Source organism: Pseudomonas sp. RIT-PI-AD (genome assembly GCF_025642785.1).
Lineage (GTDB): Bacteria > Pseudomonadota > Gammaproteobacteria > Pseudomonadales > Pseudomonadaceae > Pseudomonas_T.
Map to the genome: position 1 here is coordinate 71,022 of NZ_JANZKU010000021.1, position 14,846 is coordinate 85,867.

10 protein-coding genes are annotated in these 14,846 nt (G+C 66.0%); all 10 read right to left on the reverse strand.

Going from position 1 to position 14,846, the window contains the following annotated elements:
• Positions 1-278: 278 nt before the first annotated feature.
• Positions 279-926 (reverse strand): glycosyltransferase, encoded by a 648-nt coding sequence (locus OGL92_RS17130; RefSeq protein ID WP_263145796.1) that lies wholly within the window; start codon positions 924-926, stop codon positions 279-281.
• Positions 923-1,537, reverse strand: coding sequence for a class I SAM-dependent methyltransferase (locus OGL92_RS17135; RefSeq protein ID WP_263145799.1), 615 nt, complete (start codon positions 1,535-1,537; stop codon positions 923-925). Before OGL92_RS17135 ends, OGL92_RS17130 begins: the two co-directional genes overlap by 4 nt.
• A complete protein-coding gene (locus OGL92_RS17140) occupies positions 1,534-2,292 on the reverse strand; it encodes a PIG-L family deacetylase (RefSeq protein WP_263145801.1) in 759 nt (252 codons plus the stop codon). Before OGL92_RS17140 ends, OGL92_RS17135 begins: the two co-directional genes overlap by 4 nt.
• Positions 2,289-3,293: an acyl-CoA dehydrogenase family protein gene (locus OGL92_RS17145; protein WP_263145803.1), complete on the reverse strand. Its 1,005-nt coding sequence runs from the start codon at positions 3,291-3,293 to the stop codon at positions 2,289-2,291. The genes OGL92_RS17140 and OGL92_RS17145 overlap by 4 nt, the downstream gene beginning before the upstream one ends.
• Before the next feature lie 18 nt (positions 3,294-3,311).
• A complete protein-coding gene (gene glgX / locus OGL92_RS17150) occupies positions 3,312-5,474 on the reverse strand; it encodes a glycogen debranching protein GlgX (RefSeq protein ID WP_263145806.1) in 2,163 nt (720 codons plus the stop codon).
• Between the two features lie 65 nt (positions 5,475-5,539).
• Entirely contained in the window at positions 5,540-5,926 is a 387-nt protein-coding gene (locus tag OGL92_RS17155; RefSeq protein ID WP_263145810.1) for a DUF2934 domain-containing protein, read from the reverse strand.
• The gene (locus tag OGL92_RS17160) at positions 5,923-8,739 is read right to left on the reverse strand and encodes a malto-oligosyltrehalose synthase (RefSeq protein ID WP_263145814.1); all 2,817 of its coding nucleotides are present in this window, start codon (positions 8,737-8,739) and stop codon (positions 5,923-5,925) included. Before OGL92_RS17160 ends, OGL92_RS17155 begins: the two co-directional genes overlap by 4 nt.
• Before the next feature lie 22 nt (positions 8,740-8,761).
• On the reverse strand, positions 8,762-10,834 hold the full coding sequence (gene malQ / locus OGL92_RS17165) for a 4-alpha-glucanotransferase (RefSeq protein WP_263145816.1): 2,073 nt from the start codon (positions 10,832-10,834) through the stop codon (positions 8,762-8,764).
• A complete protein-coding gene (gene treZ, locus OGL92_RS17170) occupies positions 10,827-12,605 on the reverse strand; it encodes a malto-oligosyltrehalose trehalohydrolase (protein WP_263145818.1) in 1,779 nt (592 codons plus the stop codon). The genes malQ and treZ overlap by 8 nt, the downstream gene beginning before the upstream one ends.
• Before the next feature lie 13 nt (positions 12,606-12,618).
• Entirely contained in the window at positions 12,619-14,259 is a 1,641-nt protein-coding gene (gene glgA, locus OGL92_RS17175; RefSeq protein ID WP_263145820.1) for a glycogen synthase GlgA, read from the reverse strand.
• Positions 14,260-14,846 lie beyond the last annotated feature (587 nt).

A 14,846-nucleotide genomic window follows, 5' to 3' on the forward strand; every position in this document is an offset into this window, starting at 1 on the left:
GGCGATCGATAAGGTTGAAGGTCAGTCATCGGCCGACAATGCGCTCCACTTCTTCGTCCGGATACATCGGGTAGCGATGCCCACTCGCCAGGGTTTCCCGCCATCGATCGGGCGAGCCGAGCGCGGTGTGCGTTGCTCTGGGGCTTTCTTTTCCGACTGGAAGGGAATGGAGAGGGTTCCGGCCGATTGTCAGCGGCATACCCTCTGCGTGCGCGAAAAAGCGGGAGATCGAGGCGAGGAGGGTGGGTTTGGCGCGGATCGGCGCGCCTGCGGCGTCCTCAGAACAGCGTCTTCAGGTAATCGCCGAAGCCGCCGGTGGCGCGACAGTCCAAACGGGTGCTGGTGAACACCTGGGGCGCGCTGCTCCAGGCGATACAGGCCCCGCAACGCTCGAGTTCACGTACCAACTCCACGTCTTCGTGGGCGGAAAGGGGCTGGAAGCCTCCGGCTTGAAGGTAGGCGCTGGCGCTGACGCCGAGGTTGGCGCCGTGGATATGGCGATGGCCGTCGCGTTGCTCATAAGCCGATTCGTAGCGCACCCGGACCTGTTCGGGCAGGCCATGCCAGTGCTCGATGCGCACCGTGCCGCAGACGGCGTCGGCTTGCAGGGCCAGTTGCGCCACCAACCAGTCCTCGGCGACCCGGCTGTCGGCGTCGGTGCAGGCAATCCAGCGCGCGCCGCGGTCGATCAGGAAATCCGCGCCCAGGGCCCGGGCCTGGCCGACGTTGCGAGCCTGCGCCTCGATGACGAATACGCCATGGGCCTCGGCGATGGTCGCGGACTGGTCGGTGCAACTGTCCAGCACCGCGACCACCTCGACCCGCTCGTCTTCCAGGCCGGGATGCGCCGCGGCGCGCAGCACGGCCCGCAGGCACTCGCCGAGAAGCTCTTCTTCGTTGTGGGCGGGTATCACGATGCCGATCATACGGACTCCCCTCGCAAGCCTTCCCGCTGCGCCACGGTCATCGGGTCCCGCGACCACAGGTCCAGCAGCAGATCGGGTTCTTCGTGACGCAGCACCCGTGGCATGCCCAGATGCTGGTCCAGCAGTGCGTGGACGTCGTCGCCGATCAACGGACAACCTTCGATCGCGGGACGCCAGTGGCAGGCCAGCAGACTGCCTTCCGGAGTCAGGCTGGCGCGTGCCCGTTCGATCACCGCGAGCATGTCCGCGCGGTCCAGGTAGTAGCCGAGTTCGCTGAATACGATCAGGTCGAATTGGCCCTCCGGCCAATCCTGCGGCAGGCGACTTTGCCGGACGCTGGCATGGGCTTCGCTGGAAAGGCGTCGCTTCGCCAGGTCCACTGCGGCGCTGGAGGTGTCGCAGCACAGGAGGTGCTTGCAGCGTCGTGCCAGGAGCACGCTCAGCTCGCCGTTGGCGCAGCCCGGTTCGAAGATCGACCGATAGCGTTCCCGGGGCAGGGCGGCCAGGGTCAGGGCGCGCTTGCGTCGCTCGTACCAGCGCTCCCGAAACGACCAGGGGTCGTCGCATTCCGCGTAGAGCCGTTCGAAATAGGCATCCGCTACGCTGCTCATAGAAACACCACCTCAAAAGGTTGCAGCAAACGCTCCAAGGCATCGGCGCTGAGCACCGGCGGCAGGCCGATCTGCGGATCGCCCAGCAACTGACTGGCGAAGGCCTGCATCGCATGGCGCTTGCGCGCCAGGGTCTGGCTGTCGAGGACGATCTTGCAGGCCCGCGCCCAGGGAATCCGGACGTCCTCGGGGGACGCCCAATGCCAGGCCCAGATCGGCACTTCGTGGAAGGTGGCACCTGCCGCCAGGGCGGCCGCGGCCGCTGCGCGACCCACGGCTTCATGGTCGGTGTGGCCGTCGTCGCACCAGGTGGCGAACACCACATCCTTGGCCTGCAGATAACGGCCGAGGAACTCGCGCAACTCGCGTTCGCGGGTGGCCACGCCGCTGTCGGGGAAGCCGCCGCGCACCCACCGCAGATCGGCCGGGTTCACGCCCAGGCGGCGCAAGGCCTCGGCGCTTTCCAGCGGGCGGATCACGCTGAGCCGCTCGGGGCTCCAATGCTGCGAGCCGGGATGGCTGGCACTGCCGTTGGTCACCGAGATCAATTGCAATTCGCGGCCGGCGTCGACCAGTTGTTTCATCAGGCCTCCGCTGCCGAGGATTTCGTCATCGGGGTGTGGCGCGATGATCACTGCCCGCGCGCCTTCCGGTACCAGCGTCCCGATGTCCAGGGTCGGGACTTCCGCCAGGTGGCGCGACGCCGTCCATGCCTGTTTCGGCGTGCCCAGGCCGATGATCGGGTTGGCTTTCATAATGCCCAGCTCCCGCTTGCCTGCCCGCGGCAGAGTTCGCCGAGCGCGGCGAGATCGCGTTCCGCATGGCTCTGCCGAAGGAATACCGGCAGGTCGGTCGACAGGCGCGCGAAATGCGGGTCGCGACAGTAGGGCTGCGCGCCCAGGGCTCGGCCGGTTTCGCGCAACACCCGCTCCGCGCAGTCCTCGGCAATGGCCCGGGCTCGGCGCGCGGGTAGCTGCGCATCCCCATGGGGATTGGCGTCGATCCAGGCGGCGCAGGCCCTCAAGGCGGCGCCGCACGCTTGCAGGCAGGCGTCCACCGAGCCTAGATGGGCGAGGGCATGGGGCTCGCTTCGACCCTGCTGGCGTAAATGTTCCGCGAGGGCGACCGCCGCCCCGTACCAGCAGGCGGCGATACCGCCGCCGCCTTGCCAGAAACCGGGTCGATGCAGGTAAGCCTCGGGATCGCCGATGCGATAGCCGACGGCGTCCTCGAAGAGCACGTCGACACTGCCGGTCGCCGCCATGCCCACCGCCCGCCAACCCTGGTCGGTGATGCTCACGCCGGCCTGGTCCAGTTCGACGGCGACCAGTTGTTGGCGATCCTTTTCGTCCCAGGCGGTGATCAACCCATGGCTCACCACCGCGGCGCCGGAGCACCAGGATTTGCGACCGTCCAGGCGAACGCGACCACCCGCATCGGGGCGGATGGACACTTTCGCTTGGGGAGGTTCGGCCGCCCAGGTCCCCCACAGGCTGCCCGCGGGCGGAGACTCGGCGCCCAGTTCGGCCATGATGGCCAAGGCGTCGGTGTGGCCTTCGTACAGTTTGCACACGCCCAGATCGAAACCCGCGACTTCGGCAAGCGCCTGCCAGCGTTCCAGCGTGCGCCCCGAGCCCGGGTACGGAAGGCGATCCATGCCCTCCGCGACCAGGGCGCCCATGAGGGTGCCGGGTGAATCGTGCTGTGCAACGGAAAAGCGAGTCTGCAGGAAATCCTTCAATAGCGAGGGGCGCATTCCCACTTCCCTCATCGCTCAGACATCCTTATGCAGTTCGAGCAGGAGCAGCGAGCGCCCGGTGACCGTGTACTCGCTGTCGAACTCGAAACGCTCCTGCCCATCCGGAAGGTCCTGGTTGGTGTCCACCAGGCAATTCCAGCCGCTGCCCTCGGGCACCGCGGGCAGGCGGAAATTCACCACGTCGTGATGGGCGTTGAGGATCATCAGCAGGGTGGTGTCGGCGCCGGCGCGGCGAATACCGGTCGGTTGCGCCCGGCCGTCGAGCAACATGCCCAGGCAGCGGGCATTGGGGTCTTCCCACTGCTCGGAGCTCATTTCGTTGCCGTCGGGGGCCAGCCAGCTCACGTCCTTGACGCCGAGTTCCTCGTTGTAGGCACCGACGAAGAAGCGCCCGCGACGCAGGATCGGGTAGTTCCGGCGCAGCTTCAGCAGATGGCGAACGAAGGCCAGCAGGGCCTTGCCGTCGTCGTCGAGGTTCCAGTCGATCCAGCCGATCTCGCTGTCCTGGCAATAGGCGTTGTTGTTGCCGTGCTGGGTACGCGCGAATTCATCGCCCGCGACGATCATCGGCGTGCCCTGGGCGAGCAGCAGCGTGCCCATCAGGTTGCGCATCTGCCGCAGCCGCAGGGCCCGGATTTCGGGATCGTCGGTGGGGCCTTCGACGCCGTGGTTCCAAGACAGGTTGTTGTTGCTGCCGTCCTGGTTGTTCTCGTCGTTGGCTTCGTTGTGCTTGTCGTTGTACGACACCAGATCGTGCAGGGTGAAACCGTCGTGGGCGGTGATGAAGTTCACCGAGGAATAAGGGCGCCGGCCCCGCTGGTTGTACAGGTCGCCGGAGGCGGTGAGACGGCTGGCGATTTCCGCCAGTTGACCTTCGTCGCCTTTCCAGAAACTCCGCACGTTGTCACGGAAGCGGTCGTTCCATTCCGCCCAGCCGGGCGGGAAGCCCCCGACCTGGTAGCCGCCCGGGCCGCAGTCCCAGGGTTCGGCGATCAGCTTGGTCTTGCTCAGCACCGGGTCCTGGCGGCAGGCCACGAGGAAGCTGTGGCGCTCGTCGAAGCCGTCGTGCTCGCGACCGAGGATGGTCGCCAGGTCGAAGCGGAACCCGTCGACGCCCATTTCCTTCGCCCAGTACCGCAGGGAGTCGGTAACCATCTGCAGCACGCAAGGGTGGCTGAGGTCCAGGGTGTTGCCGGTGCCCGAATCGTTGATGTAGAAGCGCTTGTCATCGGGCATCAGCCGGTAGTAGCTGGCGTTGTCGATGCCGCGCATGGACAGGGTCGGGCCGCGTTCGTTGCCCTCGGCGGTGTGGTTGTAGACCACGTCGAGGATGAGTTCGAGCCGAGCGTCGTGCAGGTGCGCGACCATCTCCTTGAATTCGTTGATGTGTCCGGTGGACAGGTAGCGCGGATGGGGCGCGAAGAACGCGATGCTGTTGTAGCCCCAGTAGTTGTTCATGCCCTTTTCCAGCAGGTGCTGGTCGTTGACGAAGGCATGGATCGGCAGCAGTTCGACCGAGGTCACGCCGAGATTCTGGATGTGCTTGAGCACGTCGGCGTTCATCAGCCCGGCGAAGGTGCCGCGCTGGGCGTCCGATACCGAGGGGTGGCGCATGCTGATGCCGCGCAAGTGGGCCTCGTAGAACACCGTGCGGTCCCATGGCACGCGCACCGGCTGGTGATTGCCCCAGGTGAAGGCGGGGTCGATCACCTTGCATTTGGGTACGAAAGGCGCGCTGTCGCGCTCGTCGAAGCTCAGGTCGCCGTCGGGGTGGCCGATGGTGTAGCCGAACAGCGCTTCCGACCATTTCAATTCGCCGACCAGTTGCTTGGCGTAGGGGTCGATCAGCAGCTTGTTCGGATTGAACCTGTGGCCTTCCTCGGGCTTGTACGGCCCGTGCACGCGGTAGCCATATACCTGTCCCGGGTGAGCGTCGGGCAGGTAGCCGTGCCAGATTTCGTCGGTGTATTCCGGCAACTCGATGCGTTCCAGTTCGACTTCGCCCGTCTTGTCGAACAGGCAGAGTTCGACTTTGGTCGCGTGTGCAGAGAAGATCGCGAAATTGACGCCCAGGCCATCCCAGGTTGCACCCAAGGGGTACGGCAGACCTTCGCGAATGCGCGAGGGTTGTACGGGGGCTTCAGCCGCCGCTGCTTTCTTGCTTTGTCGCTTTTCCATGCCTACTCCTGGGACATTGATGTTCCGGGGCGCTGGGGTCCGATCAGCGGGACCCTGGCCCGGTATCACTTGACGGGTTTTACCGCGCCGGCCTTGGGCTTCTTGGGTTGAGTTGGCTTGTCGGCCTGCGGCTTGGTCGCGCTGGCGGTCTTGTCGAGGGGCTTGACCGCGGCGGCAGGCTTGGAAGCCGGCTCCTTGGAAGTCTTCTCGGCCGGCGCGGAGGCCTTCACGGGTGCGGCCTTCGCGCGCTTGGCCGGCGCTGCCGGCGCGTCCGTCGAGGCACTTTCACCAGCCTTACCGCGGCGCGGCTTGGGCGCGGGGCCACCCTTGCTCTCGGCCTCGGCGAGCTTCCTCGCCATTTCCCAATGACGCGCATGCTGTCCGTGGGGCTTGCCTTCGGATTCCCATATTTGATAGGCGAATTCGCGAATACGTTGTTCTTTGGCACTCATCTTGTTTGCTCCTCAGAAGGGTACGACTCGGAAATCAAAACACTGACCGGAAAGTCCGCCAGGACCTCGGCTAGGGCGAGCGAGCCCTGCAAAATAGTGACTGCGTGGTGGGAAAAAAGTCCCGAGAGATTTTCCCCACTCAGGGCAGGGGGAAGCTCCACCCGGGTGTCGCCCCAGCGCTGCGCCGGGACCAGGGGTTCGGCCACCTCGTCCAGCAGGGAGGCCGCCAGGCGCGGCGCGATCACCAGGAGCCAGCGCCGTTCCTGCCGGCGGGCGAAGGCAATGACCTTGTCGGCGTGCTCGCCCTGCACCTTCAGCGGCAGGTATTCGCCGCGTTCGAACAACAGCGGGGCGGTCTGACGCAGACGCAGGGTGCGAGCGATCAAGGCTTGCTTGATAGGGGCGTCGCGCCAGTTGGCGAGCAGCCCGGCGGGCGTCTGACCGGGGTCCAGGCTGGCTTGGCGGGCGGCGTAATCCACCGGCTGGCGGTTGTCCGGATCGACCAGGCTGAAGTCCCAGAACTCGGTACCCTGGTAGAGATCCGGCACGCCCGGGGCCGTCATCCGCAGCAGGGTCTGGACCAGTCCGTTCAGCGCGCCGGGTACCGCGAGGCTGAGCGCGGCCGCTGCGATGTCTTCACGCAAGGTGCGTTGCGCTTCGCCTTCCAGCAAGCCGAACAGGAAGGCGCGGCATGCCTGTTCGTAGGCGTCGTTGGGCGCGTTCCAGGTGCTGCGCAGCTTGGCCTCGCGGATGGCTTTTTCCTGCCAGCGCCAGACACGCTCGGCGTAGGCGGTCAGGCCCGCTTCATCCTGTGGCTGCAGCGACAGGGGCCAACTGGCGAGAAGGGTCTGGTAGAGCATCAACTCGTCGCCGGGCGCCGGGGCGCTGCCGTCCGCGAGGGCTTCGCGCAAGGGCGCGGCGAGGCCATACCAGTACTGGATTTTCTCGTTGAACCAGGCCGCGCGCTCGCTGACCACCGCCAGGCGCGCGCGGGTGTCCTCGCCGCGCTTGTGGTCGTGGGTAGCGGTGGTCAACAGGTTGCCGGGAAAATGCTCGTGACGGGCCAAGGCATGTCGGTGGAAGTCCTCGATCGGGGCGCTGAAATGCTGGGGATCGAAGCCGACGTCGTTGCGCGAAAGGAGCACCGCCGAGCGGTAGCAGGCAGTGTCTTCCACCGCCTTGGCCGCTGCCGGCGAGGTCAACTGCTGGAACCGCGATTGGGCGTGGCGGCGCAGCTTGCGCGCCCGGCCCGGCGGAAGTTGGTGCAGCGGCTGGCCGCCGAGCCACGCCTGCAGGTGATCGAGCAGCGGCCAGTCCACTTCGGCGAGCAGGCCGCGAGCACCTTCCAGGGCGTGCTGGAAGAAGGGCTCGTCGCCTGCGGAGCGACCACCCGCGCCGGCGTATGTGCGATACACCGGGAAGTGCACGATCAACGCCATCAGCGCGCGGCGGATCGCCCCCAGGGTCAGGTCGCGAGTCATCACGTCTTCCCGAGCGACTTGCAGCAGGGTCTGGGCCACCGATTCGAAGTCGCCGGCGAGCGAGCCGCTGAGCACCAGTTGGCGGGCTTCGCGGACCTCCTCCATGAAGTCGGCCGGCCTGCCGGTGAGGGTGTTCCACAGGTTGGCCAAAGGGGCCTCGCCGCGCGGATCGTGTTGCAGCAAGGACACCTGGTTCATGAACTCGTAGCCGGTGGTGCCGTCCACGCCCCAGTCGTCGCGGAGCGACTCGCCGTCGCCGAGGATTTTCTCCACGTAGATCGGCAGATAGTCCAGCCGGGCCTCCGCGGGGCGCCTGGCCAGCAGGGCATCGACCCGGCGGCGCAGTTTGCGGCAGTAGCCGCGCGGATCGGCCAGGCCATCGACGTGGTCGATGCGCAGCCCGTCCACCAGGCCTTCCTCGATCAATTGGAAGATCTTCCCGTGGGTCGCCTCGAAGACTTCCGCCCGCTCGACCCTCAGCCCGCCCAGTTCGTTGATATCGAAGAAACGCCGCCAGTTGATGTCGTCCGCCGCGGTGCGCCAACTGGCGAGCCGGTAGTGCTGCTCCTCGAGCAAGGCGTGCATGCGCTCGAACCCCTCGGCCTCGCGCCCGTCATAGGCGCGCAGACGCGCTTCGAGCGCGCCGCGCACGCTGGGCTCGGCGGCGGCGCGCTGGAGTTCCGCGCGCAGGCCGGCGGCCGCCTGCCAGGCGTCGTCGCGGTTTTCCAGCGCGGCGAAACCCTCCGCGAGCCCGCGCAGGGTGGTGTCCGTGCAGGCCCGCAGGAGGTCCCCGTAGCTGGGCGGCGTCAGCGGGAAGCGATGCTCGTTGTGTTCGGCATACAGGGCTCCCTGTGCCTCATCGAAACGCAGGACGATTTCCCCGGCCTTGAGCACCTCGCCGTAATCGCTGCGCAGGAAGGGCACCAGCAGCTGACCCTTGAGCAGCGGGTCCGGCGAATGCCATTGGATATCGAAGAACTTGGCATAGGGACTGCGCACGCCCCATTCGAGGACATCCAGCCACCAGGGATTGTGAGCGCCGCCCACGGCCATGTGGTTGGACACGATATCCAGGATCAACCCCATGCCGCGCTGGCGCAGGCCGGCCACGAGGCGTCGCAGCGCATCCTCGCCCCCCAATTCCGGGTTTATCCGGGTCGGGTCGACCACATCGTAGCCGTGCATGGAGCCGGCGCGGGCGGTGAGCAGGGGGGATGCGTAGAGATGGCTGATACCCAGGGCAGCGAAATAGTCCAGCAGGGGGAGGGCGTCGTCGAGGGTGAAGTCGCGGTGGAATTGCAGGCGCAAGGTGGCGCGCGGGTATTGGCTCATGACAGGGCGGTACTCGTGAAATTCATTGAGCGGCCTTGCGGCGCGCGTGTTCGATCAATTCGAGTCGGCGGCTCGCGGCGGCCTCGTCCAGCAACTCGGCGGCCTCTCCGGGCAGACGCCGGCACCAGTTCGGATGGCCCTCGACGGTGCCCGGCAGGTTCGGCTGTTCGCTCAGGCCCAACACGTCTTCCAGGGGCAACAGCACCAGGGGCGCCGGTGTCTCGCCGAGAAAGCGCAGGCTCTGGTCGACGATTTCCGCGTCGGCGTCCTCGGCGGGGCGCGGCTGGCCGTTGTCCTCGAATGACTGCAACAGCGCCTGGCGATCCCGGGCGCGGTCCTCGCGATCGCGCCGGCTCTGTTCCGCGTCGGATTGCCCGAGCTTTTCCCGCCAATCGATATCCACTCCCTTCCACCAGCCGCGCATCGTCGGCAGGTCATGGGTAGTTGGAGTCGCCAGGGCATCTGACGGCCATTGCCCAGGCGGCAGGAAGCGCCCATGGCGCTGCTCGAACTGCAACACGCGCATGCCCAGGACGCCGCGCCGTGCGATGCGCTCGTGGAATCCTTCCGGCACGGTTCCCAGATCCTCGCCGAGGACGATGGCCTGATGTCGATGGGATTCCAGTGCCAGCAGGCGCAGCAGGTCCTCCACGGGATAGTTCAAATAGGCACCCGCTTGCGGCGGGGCGCCCTGGGGAATCACCCACAAGCGTTGCAGCCCCATCACGTGATCGATGCGTATGCCGCCGGCATGGGCCAGGTTGGCTTGGAGCATTTCGATGTAGGCGCGATAGCCGTGGCGGCGCAAGCCGGTGGGCGAGAACGCGGAAACGCCCCAGCTCTGGCCGGCGCGATTGAGGATGTCCGGTGGCGCGCCCACGCTCAGGGTGGGCAGCAACTCGGCTTGCCGGCTCCAGGCCTGGCTGCCGCTGCCATCGGCGCCCACGGCCAGGTCGGCGATCAGGCCGATGCGCATGCCGCCGCTGCGCGCAGCCACCTGGACACGCTCCAGGCCTCGTGCGATCAGCCATTGGCCAAAGGCATGGAAGCTCACCTCGTGGCTGTGCTCGTCGGCGAAGCGGGCGACTTCCGCGCCCTCGGGGTCGTGTAAGGCCTGCGGCCAGTCCTGCCAGCCGCTGGGCGCTCCGTCTCGTGCACGAATGGTGTGCAGGGCTTCGAAACGGCAATGTTGGGTTAACGCATCCCCGCCCTTGGCACGAAAGGCCTCGAAGTCCTGCATCAAGGGATTGCCGCCCTGGGTGAAGTCTTCGAACAGCGCGCGCAGCACGCGCAGCTTGATCGCCGAAGCGGCCGGCCAGTCGATCAGCTCGAGCGCTTCCAGGCGTGCCTGCTCGGCCTCCAGGCCACAGCTTTCCAGGGCGCGGCCCACCGCCTGTTCGCCGAGCACGCTGCCCGGCGAGGCGTGGAGGATGTTGAAGAACATGCGACTGGAGGGGGAGTAGGGGCTGTAGCGTTCCAAATCGGCGCTGAACATGGCGTGCAGGGGGCTGATCGCCAATGCATCGGCGCCGCGGCCGGCGGCGGCGCGGGCCAGGCTCTCCACCCCTTGGGTGTCGCCGAAACCGCCGTCGCCCGTACGGCGCACGGAATAGAATTGCGCGCTGAGCCCCCACAGGCGCGAACCGGCCTCGCCGGTGAGATCGTCGATGCCGATGCAGCGGGTGGGGGCCACGGCCAGGTTGAGTTGTCGGTCGCCGATGGCGAGCCGTTGGTAGCCGATATCGGCGAGCGGGGGCAGGCGCCCCTCGGCATCCAGCCGGGCGTCGATTTCGCGGCCGTCCTCCAGGGTCAGGCGGAACGGCGTGCCCGCGGCGAAATGGCCCGCCAGGTCATGGGCCTCGCCGGCGTCCACGACCAGCAGCGGCGGCAGGTCGCTGGCTTGCTGGGCTTCTCCTTGCAGACGCTTCAGGCTGTCCTGGACCTGCGCCGGGTTCGCCACCGCAAAGCCCAGGGACTCCAGCAGCGGCCGCAGGACTTCGGGCGTCACCCGTTGTGCCTGGCCGTTGGCATCGGTCCAATCGATGGAAAGACCCGCTGCTTCGGCCAGGCCGATCAGCGTCGCGTCGTCATTCATGGTGGTCCTCCAGGTTGACCACGGCCACGCGCGGCGAGAGCCGGCCTTGACGGTAATCCAGCAACGCATCGTTGCGACTGATGAAAAGGGGAGTGGCGTGGCGTTCGCCCGAAAGGGCGCATGGTGCCGCCGACAGGTTGACCTCGATGCTCAATACGCGGCCATCGCCGAGGCGCCAGCGGGCGGATACCGCGCTGTCCGCGAGGACATCCGCGCCCAGGGGGCGGCAACCGGGCAGGTAGGGCACGATGCGGCCGTGGCGCAGGGCGAGCAGTTGCCGATAGAAGTCGTTCCAGGCGGCGTGCTCGGCGTCCTTGGAATAGCGGGCGAAATCCGGGCGCGAAGCCTGGAAGGTGCGCTCGGCGTTGGGATCGGGGATGCGCTCGCGTTTGGTTTCGTCGGCGAACACTTCGAAATCGGCGAATTCGTTGCGGCGGCCGTCGCGCACCGCGTCCGCCAACTCGTCGTGATGATCGGTGAAGAACAGGAAGGGCTCTCGCGAGCCCCATTCTTCGCCCATGAACAGCAGTGGAATCATCGGCGACAGCAATAACAGGGTCGTGGCCGCCCGCAGGGCATCGGGATCCGCCAGCGCGATCAGGCGCTCACCGAACGCACGGTTGCCGGTCTGATCGTGGTTCTGCAGGAAAAGCACGAATGAAGTGGGCGGCAGGTGGGCGCTGGGCTGACCACGGGTTTCCCCGCGGCGGTTCGGTTGGCCCTGATAGATGAAGCCTTCGCTCAGGCAGACCGCCAGCTTGTCGGTGGCGTGGTCGACGAAATCGGAATAGTAGGCCTCGCGTTCGCCGGTCAGCAGGGCATGCAGCACGTTGTGGCCGTCGTCGTTCCACTGGGCATCGAACCCGACTTCCAGCAGGCCTGCATCGTTGTGCTCGTTTTCCAGCACCAGATGCACGTGGCGTTCGCCGCCGAACTCGCTGCGCACTTGCTGCGCCAGTTCCACGAGAAAATCCTTCTCGCTGATGGCATGCACGGCATCCAGGCGGAGGCCGTCCACCCGGTAGTCGCGCAGCCACATAAAAGCGTTCTGCAGGAAAAAGTCCCGCACCGCGCGGCGGCGGAAGTCGATGGCGTCGCCCCAGGGCGTCTGGATGTCGTGGCGGAAGAAGCCCTTGGCGTAACGGCCCAGGTAATTGCCGTCCGGTCCGAAATGGTTGTAGACCACGTCGACGAACACCATCAGGCCGAGGCGATGGGCGCTGTCGATCAGGTGCTTGAGTTCGTCCGGGGTCCCGTAGGAGGAGTCCGGGGCAAAAGGCAGCACGCCGTCGTAGCCCCAGTTGCGCTCCCCAGGAAAGTCGTTCAGCGGCATCAGCTCGAGGGCGGTGACGCCCAGCTCGACCAGCGCCGGGAGCCGGTCCTCGATGCCACGGAAGCCCCCCAGCAGGCCGGCATGCACTTCGTAGAGCACGCACTCGTGCCAGGGACGCCCGTGCCAGCCCTGGGTACGCCAGGCGTAGGAAGCGTGGTCGATGACCAGGCTATCGTCGTGGACGTCGCCGCTCTGAGCGCGGGAGGCCGGGTCGGGGACCTCGTATTCGTCGTCCACGCGGAATCTGTAGGGAGTGCCGGGCAGGCAGGCCAGCTCAGCGCTGAACCAGCCTTCGGCAACCGGGTGGAGGGGGTGGATTCGTTCGTCGAGCACCACGCTGACGTGCGTGGCGTCCGGTGCCCAGAGGGAAAACCGCGAGCGCTGGTTCCCCAGCCACTGGGCCCCGTGAAGGGCCGAGAAGCCTGTGTTGTCGCTCATGGTAACGCCCTCGTCAGATGCTGCCGACGGCGTGGCCCGTATTGCCCATCAGGTCGCTGTACAGCTTGGTATAGGGTTCCACCGACTGGTGCCAGTAGAACGGCGACGACATGGCGCGGCAGCGCATCGCGTTGAGCAGGTCGGGGGAGGCATGAACCTTGATGGCCCGGTGGATCGCTCCGAGGTAGCTCTCTGCGGTGGATTTGTCGAACAAGAAGCCCGTCACGCCATCCTCGATGGTGTCGGCCAGCCCGCCCGTACGCCGGGCGATGGGCAGGGAGCCGAAACGCTGCGCGTACATCTGGCTCAACCCGCAGGGTTCGTAGCGGGAGGGCATCAGCAGAAAGTCGCTGCCGGCGAACATCAGGCGCGCGTCGGTCTCGTTGAAGCCCACGTGCACGCCGATCTTGCCCGGATGACGTTGCGCCAGACGGCGCATGGCCGCTTCCAGCTCAGGTTCGCCACGTCCGATCACCGCGATCTGGCCACCCGCGGCAACGATCGCTTCGGCGACCTCCTGGGTGAGGTCCAGACCTTTCTGATGGACCAGGCGCGACACCACGGCGAACAGCGGGCCGTCGCTGGGTTCCAGCTCGAACAGCGCGCGCACCTGATCGGCATTGGCGCGCTTGCCTTCCCAATCGTTGATGCCGAAGTTGCGGGTCAGGTGGGTATCGGTGCGCGGATTCCAGCTCTCGTCGATCCCGTTGGCGAAACCGCTGAGCATGCCTTGGCGAACCTTTACCGCCAGCAGGCCCTCGAGACCGCAGCCGAAGGCTTCGGTGGTGATCTCCTTGGCGTAGGTGGCGCTGACGGTGGTTACGTGATCCGAATAGGCGATGCCGGCCTTGAGGAAAGACAGCTTGCCGTGGAACTCCATCCCGTCGATCTGGTTGGCTTCAGGCGGCAGGCCCAGCTCCGGGCTGCACTGGGTATCGGCCAGACCCTGATAGGCGAGGTTATGGATGGTAAACACGCTGGGCGTGTGCTGGCCGCGCCATTTCATGTAGGCAGGCGCCAAACCGGCCGGCCAATCATGGGCGTGCACCAAGTCGGGGCACCAGCGCAGGCAGGCGGTGCCGGCTGCCAGATCCGCCGCGGCCAGACCCAGGCGGGCGAAGCGGATGTGGTTGTCCGGCCAGTCGCGACCATTGTCGTCGCCATAGGGAGAGCCTTCGCGTTCGTAGAGTTCGGGGCAGAGCAGGACGTAGACGATCAGGCCGTCTTCCATGTCGATGCGGCCGATCTGGCAGGCGGGCAGCGCGGCGTGTCCGCTGAGCTTGCCGATGATGCGGATTTGGTGTCCGCTCTCCAACACTTGCCGGTACCCGGGGATCAGGATGCGGACGTCGTGCTTACGGTTGAGCGCGCGGGGCAGGGCAGCGGATACGTCGCCCAGGCCACCGACTTTGATCAGGTCGGACAATTCGGACGTCACGAACAGAATCTTTTTCTTGATTTCCTGAGGTGCCTCGACCCGGAAATTAATCTTGTTCGCCATCAGCGGACGAGGCGAAGCAAGCTCTACATCCAATATGTTCGCAACGGCATTACCCATAACATCCTCCAATGACTGCGATCCTAGCGCCGGCTGACCGAACGCCTTTTCTCGTACATCGCTCCCGCTTCGGCGACGCCATCGCGAATTGAGCATAGGTCTGATCGGTGCGCTCTACAGAGCGTATGTGGCGAAAGATCCTGTTAATCCTGACCAATGGCCGAGAAAAAAAGTTCGGCCCAAATCATGCAGAAAAGTAGGAAAAGGCTACTGTCGTGGCCTTCCGTGCCAGCTACCGACTTTGACGGGCCGGAGACGCTTATCAACTGCATTTTTGGGCGCCTTTCCTCCCGCTTGACATCAGAACCGATGCACGAAGTGCGCCAGCCTAAAATCCAGGGACTGGAGTACCGGTGGCGCTCCCGTTGAAGCCCGTTTTTCCCTCCTCGCGCACCCTATGTATGTTTCATTGCAGAAAGATGGCGTCCTGGTTGTCGGAGTCGAGGTACACGCCGACGGCCTTTGCCTAACCGACAAACAGCGATCCAGTTGGCAGCGTCTCGCGCGATCTCAAGGTAATATCGCGCTTTTACGCCTCGGGACCGGTGCTTCTCGCGGGTCCGCAGAGGTAAACGAGTTGCCCGTTTTCGTTGCTGGCCGCTGTTTTCACCCGCAAGGAGGCTCCCTTGAACCGCGTTCTGAATGTCACCACCGCCCTTGGCCCGCAAACCCTGCGCTTCGCG